Source organism: Neisseria sp. P0008.S004, assembly GCF_051962755.1.
GTDB lineage: Bacteria > Pseudomonadota > Gammaproteobacteria > Burkholderiales > Neisseriaceae > Neisseria > Neisseria subflava_A.
The window spans coordinates 328,119-348,736 of sequence record NZ_JBQCUZ010000001.1 but is presented as its reverse complement, the minus strand read 5'-3'; the positions used below and the strand labels follow the sequence as shown (position 1 = coordinate 348,736).

Annotated in this window: 15 protein-coding genes; 12 read left to right on the top strand and 3 right to left on the bottom strand. The window is 52.2% G+C overall.

Annotation, left to right across the window (positions count from 1 at the left end; genetic code table 11):
- Positions 1-323 precede the first annotated feature (323 nt).
- Together ACTHSW_RS01670 and ACTHSW_RS01665 are read right to left on the bottom strand one after the other, a co-directional pair.
- Entirely contained in the window at positions 324-4,472 is a 4,149-nt protein-coding gene (locus tag ACTHSW_RS01670; protein WP_070461026.1) for a translocation/assembly module TamB domain-containing protein, read from the bottom strand.
- Between the two features lie 78 nt (positions 4,473-4,550).
- On the bottom strand, positions 4,551-6,392 hold the full coding sequence (locus ACTHSW_RS01665) for an autotransporter assembly complex protein TamA (protein ID WP_070461028.1): 1,842 nt from the start codon (positions 6,390-6,392) through the stop codon (positions 4,551-4,553).
- 448 nt (positions 6,393-6,840) lie between these two features.
- On the opposite strand from ACTHSW_RS01665, the gene sstT reads away from it, so the two are divergent.
- Both sstT and ACTHSW_RS01655 read left to right on the top strand, forming a co-directional pair.
- The gene (gene sstT, locus ACTHSW_RS01660) at positions 6,841-8,064 is read left to right on the top strand and encodes a serine/threonine transporter SstT (protein WP_070461031.1); all 1,224 of its coding nucleotides are present in this window, start codon (positions 6,841-6,843) and stop codon (positions 8,062-8,064) included.
- Between the two features lie 225 nt (positions 8,065-8,289).
- Positions 8,290-10,146 (top strand): ABC transporter ATP-binding protein, encoded by a 1,857-nt coding sequence (locus ACTHSW_RS01655; RefSeq protein WP_070461033.1) that lies wholly within the window; start codon positions 8,290-8,292, stop codon positions 10,144-10,146.
- Between the two features lie 109 nt (positions 10,147-10,255).
- Here ACTHSW_RS01655 and ACTHSW_RS01650 read toward each other — a convergent pair whose 3' ends face one another.
- The gene (locus tag ACTHSW_RS01650; protein ID WP_003686578.1) at positions 10,256-10,984 is read right to left on the bottom strand and encodes a TIGR00730 family Rossman fold protein; all 729 of its coding nucleotides are present in this window, start codon (positions 10,982-10,984) and stop codon (positions 10,256-10,258) included.
- A 141-nt stretch (positions 10,985-11,125) separates the two neighbouring features.
- On the opposite strand from ACTHSW_RS01650, the gene truC reads away from it, so the two are divergent.
- From truC to nuoF, 10 genes are all read left to right on the top strand, one after another.
- Positions 11,126-11,842 carry a tRNA pseudouridine(65) synthase TruC gene (truC, locus tag ACTHSW_RS01645; protein WP_070461109.1) on the top strand — a complete coding sequence of 239 codons (717 nt, stop codon included), beginning with the start codon at positions 11,126-11,128 and terminating at the stop codon, positions 11,840-11,842.
- A gap of 97 nt (positions 11,843-11,939) precedes the next feature.
- Positions 11,940-13,043 carry a peptide chain release factor 2 gene (gene prfB, locus ACTHSW_RS01640; RefSeq protein ID WP_070461035.1) on the top strand — a complete coding sequence of 368 codons (1,104 nt, stop codon included), beginning with the start codon at positions 11,940-11,942 and terminating at the stop codon, positions 13,041-13,043.
- 443 nt (positions 13,044-13,486) lie between these two features.
- On the top strand, positions 13,487-14,944 hold the full coding sequence (locus ACTHSW_RS01635; RefSeq protein WP_107811081.1) for an oligopeptide:H+ symporter: 1,458 nt from the start codon (positions 13,487-13,489) through the stop codon (positions 14,942-14,944).
- Between the two features lie 336 nt (positions 14,945-15,280).
- Complete coding sequence (locus ACTHSW_RS01630) at positions 15,281-15,637, top strand: NADH-quinone oxidoreductase subunit A (RefSeq protein WP_003686600.1); 357 nt, start codon at positions 15,281-15,283, stop codon at positions 15,635-15,637.
- Positions 15,628-16,110: a NuoB/complex I 20 kDa subunit family protein gene (locus ACTHSW_RS01625; protein ID WP_002215610.1), complete on the top strand. Its 483-nt coding sequence runs from the start codon at positions 15,628-15,630 to the stop codon at positions 16,108-16,110. Before ACTHSW_RS01630 ends, ACTHSW_RS01625 begins: the two co-directional genes overlap by 10 nt.
- A gap of 12 nt (positions 16,111-16,122) precedes the next feature.
- A complete protein-coding gene (locus ACTHSW_RS01620; protein WP_002216335.1) occupies positions 16,123-16,716 on the top strand; it encodes an NADH-quinone oxidoreductase subunit C in 594 nt (197 codons plus the stop codon).
- A complete protein-coding gene (gene nuoD / locus ACTHSW_RS01615) occupies positions 16,706-17,962 on the top strand; it encodes an NADH dehydrogenase (quinone) subunit D (RefSeq protein WP_009310869.1) in 1,257 nt (418 codons plus the stop codon). The genes ACTHSW_RS01620 and nuoD overlap by 11 nt, the downstream gene beginning before the upstream one ends.
- Positions 17,962-18,435: an NADH-quinone oxidoreductase subunit NuoE gene (gene nuoE, locus ACTHSW_RS01610; protein WP_004467713.1), complete on the top strand. Its 474-nt coding sequence runs from the start codon at positions 17,962-17,964 to the stop codon at positions 18,433-18,435. The genes nuoD and nuoE overlap by 1 nt, the downstream gene beginning before the upstream one ends.
- A 94-nt stretch (positions 18,436-18,529) precedes the next feature.
- Positions 18,530-19,114 carry an excalibur calcium-binding domain-containing protein gene (locus tag ACTHSW_RS01605; RefSeq protein WP_070461036.1) on the top strand — a complete coding sequence of 195 codons (585 nt, stop codon included), beginning with the start codon at positions 18,530-18,532 and terminating at the stop codon, positions 19,112-19,114.
- A gap of 178 nt (positions 19,115-19,292) precedes the next feature.
- The gene (gene nuoF / locus ACTHSW_RS01600) at positions 19,293-20,588 is read left to right on the top strand and encodes an NADH-quinone oxidoreductase subunit NuoF (protein WP_003686543.1); all 1,296 of its coding nucleotides are present in this window, start codon (positions 19,293-19,295) and stop codon (positions 20,586-20,588) included.
- Positions 20,589-20,618 lie beyond the last annotated feature (30 nt).

Sequence of the window (20,618 nt, the reverse complement as noted above, 5' to 3'; positions counted from 1 at the left end):
GTGCACCTGTCTCTCTGCCCCCGTTGCCGCGAATATAAGAAACAGCTCGAATTAATCAGCAATGCCATGCATAAGATGTTTCGATGATTCAAAAAAGCCGTCTGAAACCTGCCCCTGTCAGTTTCAGACGGCCTTTTTGTATCTGCTTATTTATCGCTAACTTGGAATAAGCCGTGGCTGGCCGCTCACTTTTTTAGCTGCATTTATTTTCAAACTTGCGCCGTTGGCCTTTGTTTTTTGAGGCATGGCTGCGGATTTTGATACGGTAGAACAAGATAAAGGCCGTCTGAAAGATGAATCTCAGACGGCCTTTTTCACGGCTTTTAGTGTTGTTCTTCCGGCTCGGGTTCGTCTTTGCCGAACCAGTTGTCAAAGCGGATGGTGTATTTCAACTCGCCGCCGGACGAGCGCGTGCCGATGCGGGCAACGGCTTGGATGGCGCGGGTCAGTTGGTACACGAGTTTGACGGATTGTTCGGCGCTGGAGATGCCGTATTCGTAACCTGCGTAGAGGTTGTTGGTGAGCTGTTTGCCGACGGTCAGGACTTGTTCGGCAGGATTGAGCTCGCCGGTTTGAGCGTTGCGGCTGCGTTTGCTGGTAAAGCCCAAATCATCCACGAGGCCGATGCGGTCGTTGACTTGGCCGGCAAGCAGCGCGCTGGCGGCCGCAGAGAGCGTGGCGTTGTCACCGTCGCTGCCGCTGCTGGCACGGTTGAGGATGAGCCAGGAGAGTTTGTCTTTTTCACTCATGGCTTCCTTCGCAACCAAGGTCACGCGCGGATTGTTGAGGCTGCCGAGAACTTCGACACCTGCGCCGACCGGGGAGAGACGGCGTTCGGCACGGATGTTAAGGTTCGGATCGGTCAGCGGGCCGACGAAGGAAACCGCACCTTTGGTGATGTCGAGGTCTTGGCCGTAGGCTTTGTAGCGGCCTTTGACAACGCGCACGGTACCGACGCCTTGGACGGCTTCGCCGGGGCGGGACGTGATGGTCAGTTTGCCGCCGATGGTAACGTCTGCGCCGTAGCCGACAAAGCGGACATTGTCGTTGATGTTCAAGACAAGGTTCAGATTAATCGGCGTGGTGGCCGTTGCTTCTTTTTTGGTTTCGCCCAGTACAACCACGTCGTCATCGAGGGTCGGCATGGAGGATTTTTGCGAACCAAACCTGCCGTAGTCGGTGTTGAGCGTGCCGTTGAGCGATACGCCTTTTTCCGGATTGTAGAGGACTTTGGCCGCGCCGGAGAGCTGCAGTTGGCGGTTTGGCCGCGAGAGGGTGCGGTATTTGTCGAAGACGATGTCTACGTCGACATCGGGGTTGGCATTGGCAAGGTTGACCGCGCCTTTGAGCTCAATCGTGCCGCTACGGTGGAATTTGAGGCTGTCGATCACCCATTTTTGACCCTGCAGGCGCGAACGCAATACGCCGTTGTCGAGAATCAGGCCTTGGGTTTGATGGCGGTAATAGAGGTTGTCGCCATTAATCAGGCCGCTCAGTTGCGGATCGTTCAGACGGCCTGCCAAGTTGACGGCGGCGTTCAGACGGCCTTTGAGGGTTTGGCCGACGGGCAGGAAGTTGCGGAAGACTTCGAGGTTGGCAACGTTCAGGTTGAGTTTGCCGCTCAGGGGGGCGGTGTCGAAGCTGGTACCCTGACCGATGTTGACAGTACCGTCGGCACGGCCGTAATTGGTTTGGAGGTCGAGGTTGCTGTTGACGGTAGGCGAACCGAGTCGGCCGCCGATGGTGGCGGTCGCGTTCAGACGGCCTGCAATGCCTTGGGCTGTCGCCGGCATAAAGGATTTGAGCGAGCCCAAATCGGGAATGCTGATATTGACTTTGCCGCTGACAGGGGCGTTGTTGATGTTGTTGCCGAACTGCTGGGCGATGCCGAGCGTGCCGTCAACTTTGCCGAAGCGGGTGTTGCCTTCCAGCGTGCTGTCGATGCGGCCGTTTTGGAAACGGGTACGCAGGGCGAGTGCGGAAAGCCCCAAAGGCTGTTTGTTTTTCGGGTCTTTGCTCGGCAGGATGATGTCGCCGCTTTGACGGTTGATGTTGAGAAAGCCGCGCGCGTTTTGACTGTACGCCAAATCCCAGTCGCCGCCCAAGACGAGGTTGTGTTCGATAGGCGGAGTGTAGAAGTTGTGTAATTCGGTAATGTGCAGATTTTGTGCGCTGCCTTTACTGGTAATGCCGGCTTTCTTGTCCCAAACGAAATTTTGCAGGTTGAGGTTGCCGCCCATGGCCGCCCAGCGCGCGCTGCTGAGGGAAACGCGTTCGCTGCCGGCTTCGAGGTTGAGGCGGTTTTGCAGTTTGAGGTTGAACGCGCCGTTGATGTCGAGCGTGTCTACCGTGCCTTTCCATTGGGTTTGGTCTTTGTTGAGGCCGCCGGTGGCGTCGAGGTCGAGCTTGTAGCGTTTGTTGTCCACCGCCATGCTGCTGTTGCCGCGGATGTGGTGGTGCGAACCTGTGCCGCTGATGAGCAGGTTGACGTTGTCAATCATGGCCGCGCCGCCGGAGACGGCGATGTGTTCGCCTTTAATATCGGCACTCAACGGACGGTTGGTGTCGGGCGAACCTTTAAGCTTGAAGTCGAGGGTACGGATGTTGACGGTATCGGCGACTTTGAAGTTGCGCGCTTCGCCGTTCAAATCGGCTTCAAGGGTTTTGAGACCGTCTGAAAAACTGCCGGAGATGTAGCCGCGCGCGTTGAGCAGGCCGCCCAAGCCGAAGCCGAAACGCGACAAATCGGGGGCGGTAATGTTGAGGTTGAGGCGGTCGCCTTTTTTGCCAAAGCTGCCGTTAGTTTTGACGATGTTGCTGCCGAGGGTCAGGTCGGTCAGGGCGCGCGAGAGGTGTTTGTTTTCATAGGCGACGTCGGCTTTGCCGCTGAGCGGAACGCCGTTGAGCGTACTCGGTGCGAACTGCATTTTACCGGCGAATTTCTCTTGCGCCAGTATGCCGGTCAAGTTGATGTTGCCGTTGACGCTGCCTTGCGGAAGCTGCGGATCGATGCGCGCAGGGTTGAAGGCTTTGCTGACGATGTCCAGCTGCAGTTTGCGGTCTTTGAAGAGTTCGAGCGAGCCTTTGGCGTTGAGTTCGCCGCCGTTTTGCGGAACCAGGCGGACTTTGTCGAGCTTGAGTGTGCGCTGGCCGAGCTGTTTGTCGGTTTGGAAAAACAGCATGCCGTCTGTACGCGCGAATCCGCTGTCGAGATTCCAGTTGACGACGGGGGAGGAGGTTTCGCCTTTGACGTCGATACTGCCGTTCAGACGGCCTGCGATGTTTTGACGGACAAAGTCGTCTGCGCCGGTATTGTTGATGCCCAGTGCGAGTTTGAGTTGGTCTTGGGCGGTATCGATAGAGCCGGATACATCGATGCTGCCGTCTTTGAGCAGGCCGACGCCGATGTCTTCGATTTTGACCGTGCCTTTATCGTCGACGATGAATTCGCCGAGGATGCGTTTGACGGGGATATGGTTTTCATCGGCAAAACCGGCTTGGTCGTTTTCCAAGTCAATCGAGCCTTCCAACGCAACGCCGTCGGTAAAGGACGGAATGGTGGTGGCGTCGAAATTCAGGCGCGCTTTGGGCAGGGTGGGCAGGAAGGCCTGCGGATTGATGTTGGAACCTTTAACCAGGATTTCGCCGACGGTTTCGTTGAGGCTGTCGGCGAATGGGTGGATGGTGGATTTGGCAGACAAATGAACATTGTCGCCGTCGAGCAGTAGGTCGGTGTACACGTCTTGCAGGCTGCCCCACAGGCGCACCGTGCCGTGTATGGTTTCGCCCTCAAGCTGGCCTTTGGTGTAGATGGCGGTATTGAGGACGTAGGGTTTGTTCAAACCGAGCACCACCGCGCCTGTCGAGCTGCTCCAGGGCGTGTCGGCGGTTTTGATGTGGAGGCGGTGTTCTTTTTTGTCGTAATGATAGGCTGCGTGCAGATGGTCGAGATAGACGCTCTGCTTGTCAAAACGCTTGCCTACGCTGATTTTGCCGGTTTCCAAACGGTCGAGATAGGCGGTAACGGGCAGGTCTATGCTGTCAGGCAGGCCTTTTGAAGGCTCTTCTTCTTTGGGCGGCGTGCGCTTGGTCACAATGGCGATGTCGCCGGCCACGACTTCGGTAATGTGCAAAGACGGACGGAACAGCTCGGACGGTTTCCAATCAAAGCGGAAGCTGCTGATTTTGACATCCGCACCTTCTGTTTCAATCAACCATTTGTCGCCTTCAAAACCTTCAATCAGCGTGCCTTTCAGTGTGTCCGAAGAGATTTTGACGCCGAACCATGACGGGATCTTGTACAAACCGAAATGCAAACCCGATTCCGTACCGACCAGCCAGCCGATTGCGCCGGCAGAAACGGTCAATACGCTCAAGGCGGACAGGACAAAGCCGCGTAACAGGCGTTTTTTGCGCTTTGGCGGGGCGGGCTGTTGTTCAGACGGCGTGGAAGTGTTTGCAGTATCGGTCATGATATTTTTCTGTTTGTCTGTTGTTCAGACGGCCTGGAATGGCTGAGGCCATCTGAAAGAATGGATGGTGTATGTTTGTTAAAACCTTGTGCCTAAGCTGATGTGCCAGCGGATTTTCTTGTCGTGATGGCCGTAGGCAATGTCGAAGGAGAACGGCGCAACCGGGCTGAACCAGCGCACACCCAAGCCGGTACCGTGTTTTAAGGTCATGTGTTTGAAGTTGCTTGTCGCATCGCCGACATCGTGGAAGATGGCGCCGGAGAAGCTTTTGGTAACCGGGAATTGATATTCGAGGCTGCCGACCACCAAGGCGCGTTGCGGCAGGACGGAGCCGTTGGGGCCTGCCAAGCCGATGCTGTCGAGTTCGTAACCACGTACGGAAGTCGCGCCGCCGGTGCGGAACATCAGGCTGGACGGTACTTCTTCGCCTTCGCGGGCATAAACGTAGCCTGCCTGTCCGCGTACGATGAATGTACCGAGTTTTTTGTTTTCAGGCGTGAAGAAATAGCCTGCGCGTGCTGTAGCGCGTGCCATTTGGGTGGAGGAGAGGAGTTTGCCCAAAGTCGTGCCGATTTTGCCGTCGAGGTAGTAGCCGTTTTGAGGATGCAGCTCGGTTTCGATGCTTTGCCGTTTCCATGAGGCGGTCAGCATGGTGGCATGGCTTCGGCCCAAATCGTAGCTGGTGTCGGGGACTTTACGGTCTTCGGTAATAAATTCGAGGCCGAAGCGGGCATCGATATTGTTGCGGTCGCGGACATACCAAATACCGCTGGTCAGGGCGCGTTTTTCAAGGTTTTGCGTGGTCGAGCGGTTGTAGGAAACGTTGCTGGTCCAGTAGTTGCCGCGGTTGTTGCGCGGCTGGCTGATACCGGCGGCCAGCGTGGTTTCGTATTTGTCCATGTCCCAAACGACCGAACCGATGTAGCCTTTGTTGAAGAGGTTGTAATAGTCGTAGGCGATGCGGCCGCCGATTCCGTATTCGGAGTCGTAGCGGATACCGGTTTCCAGTTTGTGGCGTTTGACTTCGGTCACGTTGATTTTGACGGGAACGCGGTCGCCTTGCAGTTGGTCGAAGTCGGCTTGTACGGACGCGCCGGAATAGTGGCCGTTTTGTTCGAGCGCCTGTTGCAGGTCGAGGATTTTGTCTAAGTCGTAAGGCGAACCGGGTTGGAAGCGCGCCATGCCGGAAACCACGCTTTCAGGGTAGCGGCGCGTGCCGGTGATTTGGAACTCGCCGAAGTAAATCGGGCGGTTGCTCTCCACGATGACGTTTAAGTCGGCCTTCTGGGTATTGGGATTGATGGTGGCCTGGGTGGTGGTGAGTTTCGCCAATGGATATTTTTTGCGTGTTACCGCGCTGAGGACGGAGGTTTTACTCGCATTCCAGCCGTCTTGGTCGAAGTTTTCGCCGACGGGCTGCTGCCAGTTTTCCATCGCATTTTGGTAGTACTCGGCCAAGTTGTCGTCATTCAATACGTCGCCGAGGATGGCCACGCTGACGTTGTCGACTTTGGTGCGCGGGCCGGGGGTGACGTTGACGGTGTAGCTCTCGCCGTGGTCTTGAATACTGACGTTGCTGTTGAAGTAGCCTTTGGTCCGGAGCATGGTTTTGACGTTGTCGGGCGCCTCTTCGGCGAGGAAGCCGACCTGCTCTTTGTCCAGCTCCTCATCCTGCTGCTGGGTAATCAGCGGCAGGTATTCTTCAAGCATTTCTTTGACTTCGCTGTCTTGGGTGTCGATTTTGACGGGGAATTTGGGCTTGAGTTTGCCTGTTTGGTCGTCTTTGGGCTGCTTGGGCATTTCGGATTCGGGAACAGCCTCGTAGTCTTCCGCTTTGGGAACGGAAGTATCTACTGCCAACGCGTGTCCGTAGGCGAGCGCCAATGATGCAAATAAAACAGGGTAGGTCAGTTTGGTCATGATGTGTGTTCGACAGCGACAATTCTTCAGTTTGGGGATTTTAACATTATTTCTGCAAGGTTTCAGGCTATGGTTATAAACGGAAATTTAGCGCGATAACGTTGTCAAATGCGACTTAAAGGGCGGATTTTGGTTTGTTTCTATCTGATTGTAATATTTATGTTTTTGTATTTTTACTGGTGAAGTTGCCTTTGTATTCGGCCTTATGGCGCAGATTTCGGGCCGTCTGAAAGCAAGATATAGAGAATAAAGCAACGGTATGGGTATATTCTAAGAGTAGGGTTTGAGCAGATTTGACTGTATTTTTGGCATAAAGTGCCAATTGTGTCATAAATGTTAAACTTTAATGCCGTTTTTGTGAGGTGTGCATGAAAACCTCGCCGACAAATGATTTTTTATTTTAGAATGTAAGACTTTTTTAACATATCTTTAAATTGAAGGAACGGATATGGCAAGTGGCAATCCGATTTTGAACGCGCTCAATCGCGTCAGCCTGGTGGCGCAAATCGCCATCGGCTTGGTTTTAGGTATTATTGTGGGTGCAGTTTCGCCGCAAGTCGGTATCAGCGCAGGACTGCTGGGCAGCCTGTTTGTCGGTGCGCTTAAGGCTATCGCGCCGATTTTGGTATTTGTTTTGGTGACTGCCGCCATTGCGCAACACCAAAAAGGCAATCAGGCTCACATCAAACCGATTTTGATTTTGTATATTTTCGGTACGTTTGCTGCGGCTGTGGTGGCAGTCATTGCCAGTATGGCATTCCCGACCACGCTGATTCTGCGTACGGCCGGCGATGTATCCGTTGCGCCGCCTTCCGGCATTGTCGAAGTGCTGAAAACGCTGCTGATGAATTTGGTGGCCAACCCGATTAACGCGCTGGCCAATGCCAACTATATCGGCATTTTGGCTTGGGCTTTGGTATTGGGCGCGGCTTTGCGCCATCACGGTTCGGATACGACCCGCCAAGTGGCGGCCGACTTGGCCGATACCGTTTCGACGGTTGTGAAGTGGATTATCCGTTTTGCGCCGCTGGGTATTTTCGGCTTGGTGTCTTCTACTATTGCGGAAACCGGTTTTGAAGCGCTTGCCGGCTATATGCAGCTGTTGGCCGTATTGCTCGGCTGTATGCTGTTTATCGCTTTGGTGGTCAACCCGATTATTGTGTGGACGCAAATCCGCAGCAATCCTTTCCCGCTGGTGTTTACCTGCCTGCGCGAAAGCGGCGTGTATGCCTTCTTCACCCGTTCTTCCGCCGCCAACATCCCTGTGAACATGGCATTGGCGAAAAAACTGGGCCTGCACGAAGACACTTACTCTATCTCCATTCCATTGGGTGCAACCATCAATATGGCCGGTGCGGCAATCACCATTACCGTTTTGGCGATGGCTGCGGCGCACACGCAAGGCATTACGGTTGACTTCGCCACTGCCCTGCTGCTGAGCCTGGTGGCCACCGTCAGCGCGTGCGGTGCATCCGGTGTGGCCGGTGGCTCATTGCTGCTGATTCCTTTGGCGTGCAGCCTGTTCGGTATCGATAACGATGTGGCCATGCAGGTGGTTGCTGTCGGCTTCATCATCGGCGTGATTCAAGACTCTGCAGAAACTGCGTTGAACTCTTCCACCGACGTTTTGTTTACTGCCGCTGCCGATTTGGGCCGTCAACGTAAAGAGTGATTTTAGGGTTAACCTAAATCCAGCAAAGGCCGTCTGAAAAGTTTCAGACGGCCTTTGTTTTATGCCAATCAAAGGGATTTTTAGATGGTTAAGCCGATAGATTGGTTTGATCGGACTGACGGTATACGCTGTCATCAGTCGGATTTTTCCCGTAAAATACAGTCTTGAATGTATTTGAACACCTCTTTCAGACGGCCTGACCGTCTTATCACATTTGCAAAAACAATGATTAAAAAAATATTCTCATGGTTCGAGTCCCGCATCGACCCTTATCCCGAAGCCGCTCCGAAAACGCCAGAAAAAGGGTTGTGGCGGTTTATTTGGAGCAACATTGAAGGCGTGCGCAAATGGATTGCCGTGTTGGCCGTGTTTACGGTCGGCGTCGGCATCATGGAAGCCTTGATGTTCCAATTTATGGGTAAGGTAGTCGACTGGCTCGGCACTTATACGCCGCAAACGCTGTTTGTCGAAAAAGGCCATGCATTAATCGGCATGATGGCCATGGTGGCATTTTTTGCCGTTTGGACCTTTTTCGCTTCCAATGTGCGCCTGCAAACCCTGCAAGGCGTGTTCCCCATGCGCCTGCGCTGGAATTTCCACCGCCTGATGCTGGGTCAAAGCCTGGGCTTTTATCAGGACGAATTTGCAGGACGCGTGTCCGCCAAAGTGATGCAAACCGCGCTGGCGCTGCGCGATGTCGTGATGACCGTCGCCGATATGGTTGTGTATGTGCTGGTGTACTTCATCACTTCCGGCGTGATTCTGTCCTCATTCGATGCCTGGCTTATCGTGCCGTTTATCTGCTGGATGATTGGATTCGCGATGATTATGCGCTTCCTGATTCCCAAACTCGGCAAAACCGCTGCACGTCAAGCCGATGCGCGCTCGCTGATGACCGGCCGCATTACCGACGCCTATTCCAATATCGCCACCGTCAAACTCTTCTCCCACGGCGCACGCGAGGCCGCTTATGCCAAGCAGTCGATGGAAGAGTTTATGGTAACCGTCCATGCCCAAATGCGTTTGGCAACGCTGCTGTACACCTGCAGCTTTATCGTCAACAGCTCGCTGACCGTCGGCACGACCGCCTTGGGTATTTGGCTTTGGTATCACGGCCAAGTCGGCGTAGGCGCAGTCGCCACCGCCACGGCCATGGCATTGCGTGTGAACGGTTTGTCGCAATACATCATGTGGGAGTCTGCCCGATTGTTTGAAAACATCGGTACCGTCAACGACGGCATGGCCACCCTGTCCAAACCACACACCATCCTCGACAAGCCGCAAGCCCTGCCGCTGAAAGTCACCCGAGGCGAAATCAAGTTTGATCACGTCGATTTCTCCTACGAAGCAGGCAAACCGCTCCTCAACGGCTTTAATCTGAACATCAAACCCGGCGAAAAAGTCGGCTTGATCGGCCGCAGCGGCGCGGGTAAATCCACCATCGTCAACCTGCTCCTGCGTTTTTACGAACCGCAAAGCGGCACGATTTCGATCGACGGCCAAAACGTGGACAGCGTTACCCAAGAAAGTCTGCGCGCCCAAATCGGTTTGGTAACGCAAGATACCTCCCTGCTGCACCGCTCCGTCCGCGACAACATTATCTACGGCCGTCCCGATGCGACCGAAGCCGAAATGATTTCTGCCGCCGAACGCGCCGAGGCCACCGGTTTTATTCCTAACTTAAGCGATGCCAAAGGCCGACGCGGCTATGATGCACACGTTGGCGAACGCGGCGTGAAACTTTCCGGCGGCCAGCGCCAACGCATCGCCATCGCCCGCGTTATGCTCAAAGACGCGCCGATTCTGTTGCTTGACGAAGCCACCAGCGCGCTCGACTCCGAAGTCGAAGCCGCCATCCAAGAAAGCCTCGACAAAATGATGGAAGGCAAAACCGTGATTGCCATCGCCCACCGCCTCTCCACCATCGCCGCGATGGACCGTCTCATCGTCTTGGACAAAGGCCGCATTATCGAAGAAGGCAGCCACACCGAGTTGCTCAAGAAACAAGGCCTGTACGCCAAACTTTGGGCACACCAAAGCGGCGGCTTCTTGAGTGAGCATGTCGAGTGGGAAAACAATTAAACGCTTTGAAAGAAGATAAAAGGCCGTCTGAAAACATTTTCAGACGGCCTTTATTAATGAAGCAAAGGGCAGCTGGGATAACCGCTTTTTCAGTTGAAACCTTAGTTTTTTACAGCCCCAGCGACCAAGCATTTTGGTGTTCGGACAAGTCTTCCAAGCGGTTTTCGTAATGGGCGAAGATTTCTTCGATAATTTCGTCTTCGTCGTCGATGACGCGGATCAGGTTCAAATCCTCTTCCAAAATCAGGTTTCTACCCAACAACTGCTCGCGTATCCAGTCCAACAACCCTGCCCAAAATGCTTTGCCCACTAAGATAATCGGGCGGTCGGGCGTTTTGCCGGTTTGCACCAAGGTCAGGCTTTCAAACAATTCGTCCAATGTGCCGAAACCGCCAGGCATAACGACATACGCCACGGCGTGTTTGACGAACATGACTTTGCGCGGGAAGAAGTGTTGGAATTTAATCGACAAATCCTGATACGGATTGGCTTTTTGCTCGTGCGGCAACACGATATTCAGCCCCACCGCCGGGCTTGCGCCTGCAAACGCGCCTTTGTTGGCCGCTTCCATAATGCCCGGTCCGCCGCCGGAAATGACGGAAAATCCGGCATCCGACAGTTTGCGTGCCAAGCGTAATGTAAACTCGTAGTCGGGATGGTTTTCAGGCGTGCGCGCGCTGCCGTAAATGCTGACGGCTGGCTGAATGGCGCGCAATTCTTCGCCGGCTTCGACAAATTCGGAAATAATCTTCAATACATGATACGACTCGCGCGCCTGAATATCGCGGCGTGTTTCGTCGGGCAGCATGGGTTTGGGCAGTTTTTTGAGCAGGCTCACGGCTTTTCCTTTGTGTTTTTATGTACAGTATTGTAACCCGAAAGGGGCGGGCCGTCTGAAAGTTGGGTTTCGGCGGCAAGTGTGCCTGCCACATTTTCAAAAGCCCGTTACAATATCTGCTTTTATTTTTACTGCTTTGCCATGCTTGATATTATCCACCGCGACAGTCGCACCGTTGCCGTCAACAAACCTGCCGGAATGCTGGTGCACCGAAGCTGGTTAGACAAACACGAAACCCGTTTTGCCGTGCAGACCCTGCGCGACCAAATCGGGCAGCACGTCTATCCCGTCCACCGCCTCGACCGCCCGACTTCCGGCGTCTTGCTGTTTGCCCTCGATACGGAAGCCGCACGGTTATTGACGCAGCAGTTTGAAAACAAAACCATCGAAAAAACGTATTGGGCGATTGTTCGCGGTCATCTGCCTTCAGACGGCCTGATTGATTACGCCCTCAAATATATGCCCGACAAAATCGCCGAAGCGCAGACCGAAGCCACATTGCAGGAAGCACAAACCGCCTACCGTTGTCTGGCGCAAACCGAGTTGCCGTTCCAATCCGCCCTGCGTTATCCGACCTCGCGTTATTCGTGGGCCGAACTCACGCCGCACACCGGCCGCAAACACCAACTCCGCCGCCATATGAAACACATTTTCCACCCCATCGTCGGCGACACCAACTACGGCGATTTGCGCCAAAACCATGCCGTTGCCGAACATATCGGCACGCAACGCTTAATGTTGCACGCGCGAAGCCTCAGTTTTCAAAGCATAGAAAACGGCAGCCGGATGACCGTGCAAGCGCCGATAGACAACGACTGGCGGCTTTGGATGGAAAAATTCAAAACCGAGGCCGTCTGAAAACCCGAACCGCACATTTTCAGACGACCCGGTCATGGAAAAAAACAGGCAAATCCCTTACAATACGCCCCTAAAATTTTGAAAGAACACAAGAATCATGGAAGCCGAAGTAATCAACCAGCTTAACAACACCCTAAACGACCTGGAGAAGCGCAGCGAAGACATCCGCGTCTATATGGACTACCAAGGCAAAAAAGACCGCCTTGAAGAAGTCGTCGGCCTCTCCGAAGACCCGGAACTGTGGAACGACCCCAAACGCGCCCAAGAAATCGGCAAAGAGCGCAAAATCCTCGAAGGCATCGTGGTAACCCTCGACAACATCGCCACAGGCATCGAAGACAACCGTATGTTGATCGAAATGGCCGTCGAAGAAAACGATGAAGAAGGTTTCGCCGCCGTGCAGGAAGACGTGGCCGGTTTGGAAAAACAAATGGCCGACCTCGAATTCAAACGAATGTTCAACCAGCCAGCCGACCCGAACAACTGCTTTATCGACATCACCGCAGGCGCAGGCGGTACCGAAGCCGAAGACTGGGCAGGTATGCTGTTCCGCATGTACAGCCGCTACGCCGAGCGCAAAGGCTTCAAAATCGAAATCCTTGAAGAAGACAACGGCGAAATCGCGGGCATCAACCGCGCCACCATCCGCGTGGAAGGCGAATACGCCTACGGCTTGCTGCGTACCGAAACCGGCGTCCACCGCTTGGTGCGCTACTCACCGTTTGACTCCAACAACAAACGCCATACGTCGTTCTCATCCGTGTTTGTTTATCCCGAAATCGACGACTCCATCGAAATTGAAATCAACCCTGCCGATTTGCGTATCGACACTTACCGCGCATCCGGTGCAGGCGGTCAGCACATTAACAAAACCGACTCCGCCGTGCGTATTACCCACGAGCCGACCGGGATTGTGGTGCAATGTCAAAACGACCGTTCGCAACACGCCAACAAAGCCGCCGCGATGGAAATGTTGAAATCCAAACTGTACGAATTGGAAATGCGCAAACGCAACGAAGAGAAGCAGGCGTTGGAAGAAGGCAAGTCCGATGTGGGTTGGGGCAGCCAAATCCGCTCATACGTTTTGGATTCCTCACGCATTAAAGACCTGCGTACAGGCTACGAAGTCGGCAACACCAAAGCCGTATTGGACGGCGACTTGGACGGCTTCATCGAAGCCAGCCTGAAACAAGGTGTGTAAACCGTAAGAGATAAACAGGCCGTCTGAAATCTTTCAGACGGCCTGTTTATTGTTGAATATGGCAGTAATTACACCCAACTTTGATGATTTATATTTCCAGCAGGCAAAAGGTTTTATCTATTTGCATAAGCTAAAGTCTTATCAGCCTAAATGGAATACTGAACGCAGTAAATATATCCGTTTTCGGTTACATGAAAAATACACTAAAAATTAACGGGTTTTTGAATATGTAGGGCATGACGGGGATGGCCACGATATGCTTGTTATGTGGGTATTGAGTTCTTTTTTAAATGCGAATATTAATCTTTCTGTAAAAATATGCTTTTTAATGTTTTGCAAATGCAAAGATTGGCGGTAATATATAGTTTCTATAAAAATGATTGGTAGGTGCAATAGGCCGTCTGAAGCCTGATCCTGTCCGATATATTAGGAGAACTTATTAAATGTCCGGTCAAAAGCTGTCTTCTGCCGAGAAAACTTTCTTCGGCCATCCTTTGCAATTATCCACCCTATTCCATATTGAGCTGTGGGAGCGTTTTTCCTTCTACGGTATGCAGGGCATCCTGCTGATTTATCTGTATTACACCGCGAATCAAGGCGGTTTGGGTATGGATAAGGCTTTGGCCGGCGGTATCGTTGGCGCATACGGTGGCAGCGTTTACCTGTCCACCATTCTCGGCGCATGGTTAGCCGACCGCATTTGGGGCGCGGAGCGTACCCTGTTTATCGCCGGCATTGTCGTAATGATCGGCCATATTTTATTGGCGATTGTGCCGGGCTTGATGGGATTGCTGTTGGGCTTGGTGTTTATCGCGCTGGGCAGCGGCGGCGTGAAATCGTCTGCCGGTTCGATGGTCGGTTCTTTGTATGAACGGGACGACCTGCGAGAATTGCGTGATGCCGGTTTCTCCATTTTCTATATTTCCATCAATATTGGCGGTTTCTTAGGCCCTTTGTTGACCGGTATTTTGCAAGACAGAATGGGTTTCCATTACGGTTTCGGCGCAGCGGCCGTCGGTATGGCATTTGGCCTGCTGTGGTATTCGCGCGGCCGTAAAAACCTGCCGCATACGCCGGCTCCGAATCCGTTGCGTCCTGAAAAGATACAGACTGCTATAGCTGTCGGCGTGTTGCTGGTTTTGGTGTTGAGCAGCGTGATTGCTTCCGGCGCGCTCAATCTTGAGAACTTTTCACGCTGGCTTTTGGGCGTGGTCATTATCACCGTTATCGCTTATTTTGCACGCCTGCTGGGCAGCAGCCAGGTTGAGGCAGCCAATAAACGTTACATCATGGCCTATATTCCGCTGTTTTTGACTATTTGTATGTTCTGGGCGGTTTGGTTTCAGGTGTACACCGTTGCAACGGTTTATTTTGACGAAACGGTTGACCGTACTTTCTTCGGCTTTACCGTGCCTGTTTCATGGAAAGATTCGATACAGGCCATGTGGGTGGTTCTCTTTTCCGGCGTGATGGCCACGGTGTGGACGAAAATGGGCAAACGCCAACCTAAAACACCGTTGAAGTTTGCACTGGCCATGTTGGTAACCGGCGCCTCTTATTTGTGTTTCATTCCGTATATTTCATCCGAGACCCCGATGCCGATTATCGTGTTTATGCTGATGTTGCTGGCAATTACGATAGGCGAGTTGATGCTGTCGCCGATTTCGCTGTCGTTTTCCACCAAAATCGCACCGAGCATGTTTAAAACACAAATGGTTGCGTTGAATTTCTTAGCATTGTCCATTGGCTTTACCTTGGGCGGAGTGTTGTTTAAAGACTACTACAATGCTCAGTCGCCATTGGATTTCTACTGGATGCTGGCCACCATCGGCGCAGTAACCTGCGGTATCCTGCTGGTACTCACCCCAGTATTGAACCGCATGCTCAAAGGTGTCGATTGATTTTTCTATTTAAAATAATGTGATGTACACAGGCCGTCTGAAAAAGAATCAGTTTTCAGACGGCCTGATGTTTTTATTGAGGTTTGGAAAAGGGTGGTTTTCCAGATTTTTGAAGTAAATCGGACAGGCAGAAAATCCAAATTAAATGATACATGATTAAACTGAAATTAAAATTTGGAAATATTAAATAAGAATAAGAATTGTTCTCATAACTTTATTGAATTTATTAGGGTTTTTTTACTGATTTGCTGATATTTACCTTTAAATGGCTTTTGAAATTCGATAAAATGGTAACCTAATTTTTAAGATTTGTCTGTCAACCAGTTAGGTACGACCATGTTGGCCAGTTATTTTCCCGTCCTCGTATTCATCCTCGTCGGCCTTGCGGCCGGTGTGCTGTTTATTCTGCTCGGCACAATTTTAGGCCCGAAACGTCACTATGCCGAAAAAGACGCGGCTTACGAATGCGGTTTTGAAGCCTTTGAAAACGCAAGGATGAAGTTCGACGTGCGCTATTACCTCGTCGCCATCCTCTTCATCCTGTTTGATTTGGAGGTCGCGTTCATGTTGCCGTGGGCAGTTGTGTTCAAAGATTTGGGCGCGTACGGCTTTTGGTCTATGCTGGTGTTTATCGTCGTTCTGACGGTAGGCTTTATTTACGAATGGAAAAAAGGTGCGCTGGAATGGGAATAGAAGGCGTTTTGAAAAAAGGTTTCATCACCACCAGCGCGGATACGGTGTTGAACTATATGCGTACCGGTTCATTGTGGCCGGTTACTTTCGGCTTGGCCTGCTGCGCCGTGGAAATGATGCATGCGGGTATGGCGCGTTATGACCTTGACCGTTTCGGCATCATTTTCCGTCCGTCCCCACGTCAGGCCGACCTGATGATTGTGGCAGGTACGCTGACCAACAAAATGGCGCCAGCCCTGCGCCGCGTATACGACCAGCTCGCCGAGCCGCGCTGGGTGTTGTCTATGGGCTCGTGTGCCAACGGCGGCGGCTATTATCACTACTCTTATTCCGTTGTGCGCGGTGCCGACCGCGTCGTGCCGGTAGACGTTTATGTGCCGGGTTGTCCGCCGACTGCGGAAGCCTTGATTTACGGCCTGATTCAGCTCCAACAAAAAATCAAGCGCACTTCCACCATCGCGCGTGACGAGTAAGGAGAGGACGATATGGCAAGCATTCAAAACTTATATGAGACCGTTGTCGGCGTGCTTGGCGATCAGGCAAGCAAAGTCATTTCAGCTTTGGGCGAGATTACCGTCGAGTGTCTGCCCGAACACTATATTTCAGTCATGACCGCATTGCGCGACCATGAAGAGTTGCATTTCGAGCTTCTGGTCGACTTGTGCGGTGTCGATTACAGCACTTACAAAAACGAAGTATGGCAGGGCAAACGCTTTGCCGTCGTCAGTCAGTTGCTTTCCGTTAAAAATAATCAACGCATCCGCGTACGCGTTTGGGTTTCAGACGACGACTTTCCCGTAGTCGAATCCGTAGTCGATATTTACAACAGCGCGGATTGGTACGAACGCGAAGCCTTCGATATGTACGGCATCATGTTCAACAACCACCCGGACTTGCGCCGCATCCTGACCGATTACGGTTTCGTCGGACATCCGTTCCGCAAAGACTTCCCGATTTCCGGTTATGTCGAAATGCGTTACGACGAAGAGCAAAAACGCGTGATTTACCAACCTGTTACCATCGAGCCGCGCGAAATCACGCCGCGTATCGTCCGTGAGGAGAACTACGGTGGCCAATAAATTAAGAAACTACACCATCAACTTCGGCCCGCAACACCCTGCGGCGCACGGCGTATTGCGTATGATTTTGGAATTGGATGGCGAACAAATCGTCCGTGCCGATCCGCATATCGGCCTCTTGCACCGAGGCACCGAAAAACTGGCGGAAACCAAAACCTATCTGCAAGCCCTGCCTTATATGGACAGGTTGGACTACGTTTCCATGATGGTCAACGAGCAGGCGTATTGCTTGGCGGTAGAAAAACTCGCCGGAATTGATGTGCCTATCCGCGCCCAATACATCCGCGTGATGTTCGCCGAAGTAACGCGTATCCTCAATCACTTGATGGGCATCGGTTCGCACGCCTTCGACATCGGTGCGATGACTGCCATCCTCTACGCTTTCCGCGATCGCGAAGAGCTGATGGACTTGTACGAAGCCGTTTCCGGCGCGCGTATGCATGCCGCCTACTTCCGTCCCGGCGGCGTTTACCGCGACCTGCCCGACTTCATGCCCAAATACGAGAGCAGCAAATTCCGCAACGCCAAAGTATTGAAGCAGCTCAACGAATCCCGCGAAGGCACCATGCTCGACTTCATCGACGCCTTCTGCGAACGCTTCCCGAAAAACATCGACACACTCGAAACCCTCCTGACCGACAACCGCATCTGGAAACAACGTACCGTCGGCATCGGCGTCGTCTCCCCCGAGCGCGCCATGCAAAAAGGCTTTACCGGCGTGATGCTGCGCGGTTCGGGCGTGGAATGGGACGTACGTAAGAAACAGCCGTATGAAGTGTACGACCAAATGGATTTCGATATTCCCGTCGGCGTCAACGGCGACTGTTACGACCGCTACCTCTGCCGCATGGAGGAAATGCGCCAATCCGTACGCATCATCAAACAATGTGCCGACTGGCTGCGCGTCAATCCCGGCCCGGTCATTACCACAAACCACAAATTCGCCCCGCCCAAGCGCACCGAAATGAAAACAGGTATGGAAGACCTGATTCACCATTTCAAACTCTTTACCGAAGGGATGCACGTTCCCGAGGGCGAGACTTACACCGCTGTCGAACACCCGAAAGGCGAGTTCGGCGTTTACATCATTTCAGACGGCGCGAACAAACCCTACCGCCTGAAAATCCGCGCACCCGGCTTCGCCCATCTGCAAGGCATGGACGAAATGGCAAAAGGCCACATGCTGGCCGACGTTGTTGCCATTATCGGTACGCAGGACATCGTATTCGGGGAGGTTGACCGATAATGTTATCCGCAGAATCCTTAAAACAAATTGATATTGAGTTGGCAAAATATCCTGCCGACCAACGCCGATCCGCTATTATGGGCGCATTGCGTATTGCCCAGACCGAAAAAGGCTGGCTCGCTCCCGAGACCATCGCCTTTGTCGCAGACTATATCGGCATCTCGCCTGCACAAGCCTACGAAGTCGCTACTTTCTACAATATGTACGACCTTGAGCCTGTCGGCAAATACAAACTGACCGTTTGTACCAACCTGCCCTGCGCCCTGCGCGGCGGTATGGCTACCGGCGAATACCTCAAACAAAAACTCGGTATCGGCTACGGCGAAACCACGCCCGACGGCAAGTTTACCCTTGTCGAAGGCGAATGCATGGGCGCATGTGGCGACGCACCGGTCATGCTGGTCAACAACCACAGCATGTGCAGCTTTATGACTGAAGAGGCGATTGAGAAAAAATTAGCAGAATTAGAATAGATCGTCGAACATATTAGGTTTGTAATCAAACTTACTAGTTATTCCGAAATTTTAAATTGTGATTTAAAAGTAACAATAAAAAGGGAAGCGGTTAATGAAAGGGATAATTGTTAAGTGGGATGATGAAAAAGGTTATGGTTTTATACGGATAGATGGTAGTAAACAAGAAATTTTCTGCCATATTTCTGACTTTTTCCAAAGAAGTCCACGTCCTGAACTTAATGAGGTGGTTGGCTTTGAAGTATCTTCTAACGGAAAAGGAAAAAACGTTGCTAAACAGATTCGTTACTTGAGTCGTGAGGCAAGAGATTTTAAGCGGAATCATAACCATCGTTCGAGGGCAAAGAAAAAATCATTTTTTGCCTTAGATACGTCGTCTTCCATATTGACGAAATTGGTAGGGTTGGCACTTTTCGGGTTAATTGGTTATCAGATATATCAATTCGCTGCAGCAAAATTAGTCCCTAAACAAACTAATGCACCAGTAGAGCTTAATGATCCAGCTGCGATACAAGCTAAAAAAAGCAATAGTAATAAATATCGTTGTGATGGCAGGCAATATTGTTCTCAGATGGTGTCATGCGAAGAGGCCAAATGGTTTTTACAGAATTGTTCTGATACCAAAATGGATGGTGATGGTGATGGTATTCCATGTGAAGATAAATGCGGTGGATGGTAATACTTCAGCAAAGCAGGCTAGGTCTACAACCATGAAAACGAAACACAAGGTCGTCTGAAATATCAATTTTATAAACCAATATTTTTATTTAGTCGGCATGTAATCGATATACAAAAGTATATTAGGCCGTCTGAAACAACGGCTGCAACTTATACGAAAACGAACAGGCACACCAAAAATGGCTATTTACCAATCAGGCGTGATTTTTGACCAAGTGGATACCGCCAATCCCGATTGCTGGACATTGGACGAATACGTCAAACGTGGCGGTTATACCGCCCTGCGTAAAATCCTGTCCGAAAACATCTCGCAAACCGATGTGATTGACGAAGTCAAAACCTCTGGCTTGCGCGGTCGTGGCGGTGCGGGTTTCCCGACCGGTTTAAAATGGAGCTTTATGCCCCGTTCCTTCCCGGGCGAAAAATATGTGGTTTGTAACACCGACGAAGGCGAGCCGGGTACATTTAAAGACCGCGACATCATCATGTTCAATCCTCATGCCCTGATTGAAGGCATGATTATTGCCGGTTACGCGATGGGTGCGAAAGCCGGCTACAACTACATCCACGGCGAAATTTTCGAAGGCTACCAACGTTTTGAAGCCGCTTTGGAGCAGGCGCGTGCCGCAGGCTTTTTGGGTAAAAATATTTTGGGTTCGGATTTTGAATTTGAACTCTTCGCCCACCACGGCTACGGCGCATATATTTGCGGCGAAGAAACCGCATTGCTCGAATCGCTGGAAGGCAAAAAAGGCCAGCCGCGCTTTAAGCCGCCATTCCCTGCTTCGTTCGGCCTGTACGGCAAACCGACCACCATCAACAATACCGAAACGTTCTCCTCCGTCCCCTTCATTATCCGTGACGGCGGACAGGCATTTGCCGATAAAGGTATTCCGAATGCAGGCGGTACCAAATTGTTCTGTATTTCCGGTCATGTCGAGCGTCCGGGCAACTATGAAGTGCCATTGGGTACACCGTTTGCCGAAGTCCTGAAAATGGCGGGCGGTATGCGCGGCGGTAAAAAACTCAAGGCCGTTATTCCCGGCGGTTCGTCCGCGCCAGTTTTGCCTGCCGATATCATGATGCAGACCAATATGGACTATGACTCGATTTCCAAAGCCGGCTCGATGCTGGGTTCCGGCGCGATTATCGTCATGGACGAAGACGTGTGCATGGTGAAAGCCCTTGAGCGCCTGAGCTACTTCTACTACGACGAGTCTTGCGGCCAATGTACGCCTTGTCGTGAAGGTACGGGCTGGCTTTACCGCATCGTCCACCGCATCGTAGAAGGCAAAGGCCGCATGGAAGACTTGGATTTGCTGGATTCTGTCGGTAACCAAATGGCAGGCCGCACCATCTGCGCCCTTGCCGATGCCGCCGTCTTCCCTGTCCGCAGCTTTACCAAGCATTTCCGTGATGAGTTTGTGCATTACATCGAACACGGCGGACCGATGAAACCGAATAAGTGGTGCTAAGTTTTTCAGACGGCCTCTAAAAGAATTATT

What these genes read in the sequence shown, in the direction of transcription:
- sstT (WP_070461031.1), top strand. Translation starts at nt 6,841, where the DNA reads ATGGCAAGTGGCAATCCGATTTTGAACGCGCTCAATCGCGTCAGCCTG.
- ACTHSW_RS01630 (WP_003686600.1), top strand. Translation starts at nt 15,281, where the DNA reads ATGTTGGCCAGTTATTTTCCCGTCCTCGTATTCATCCTCGTCGGCCTT.
- nuoE (WP_004467713.1), top strand. Translation starts at nt 17,962, where the DNA reads ATGTTATCCGCAGAATCCTTAAAACAAATTGATATTGAGTTGGCAAAA.
- truC (WP_070461109.1), top strand. Translation starts at nt 11,126, where the DNA reads ATGCTTGATATTATCCACCGCGACAGTCGCACCGTTGCCGTCAACAAA.
- ACTHSW_RS01625 (WP_002215610.1), top strand. Translation starts at nt 15,628, where the DNA reads ATGGGAATAGAAGGCGTTTTGAAAAAAGGTTTCATCACCACCAGCGCG.
- ACTHSW_RS01605 (WP_070461036.1), top strand. Translation starts at nt 18,530, where the DNA reads ATGAAAGGGATAATTGTTAAGTGGGATGATGAAAAAGGTTATGGTTTT.
- prfB (WP_070461035.1), top strand. Translation starts at nt 11,940, where the DNA reads ATGGAAGCCGAAGTAATCAACCAGCTTAACAACACCCTAAACGACCTG.
- ACTHSW_RS01655 (WP_070461033.1), top strand. Translation starts at nt 8,290, where the DNA reads ATGATTAAAAAAATATTCTCATGGTTCGAGTCCCGCATCGACCCTTAT.
- ACTHSW_RS01620 (WP_002216335.1), top strand. Translation starts at nt 16,123, where the DNA reads ATGGCAAGCATTCAAAACTTATATGAGACCGTTGTCGGCGTGCTTGGC.
- ACTHSW_RS01635 (WP_107811081.1), top strand. Translation starts at nt 13,487, where the DNA reads ATGTCCGGTCAAAAGCTGTCTTCTGCCGAGAAAACTTTCTTCGGCCAT.
- ACTHSW_RS01665 (WP_070461028.1), bottom strand. Translation starts at nt 6,392, where the DNA reads ATGACCAAACTGACCTACCCTGTTTTATTTGCATCATTGGCGCTCGCC.
- nuoF (WP_003686543.1), top strand. Translation starts at nt 19,293, where the DNA reads ATGGCTATTTACCAATCAGGCGTGATTTTTGACCAAGTGGATACCGCC.
- ACTHSW_RS01670 (WP_070461026.1), bottom strand. Translation starts at nt 4,472, where the DNA reads ATGACCGATACTGCAAACACTTCCACGCCGTCTGAACAACAGCCCGCC.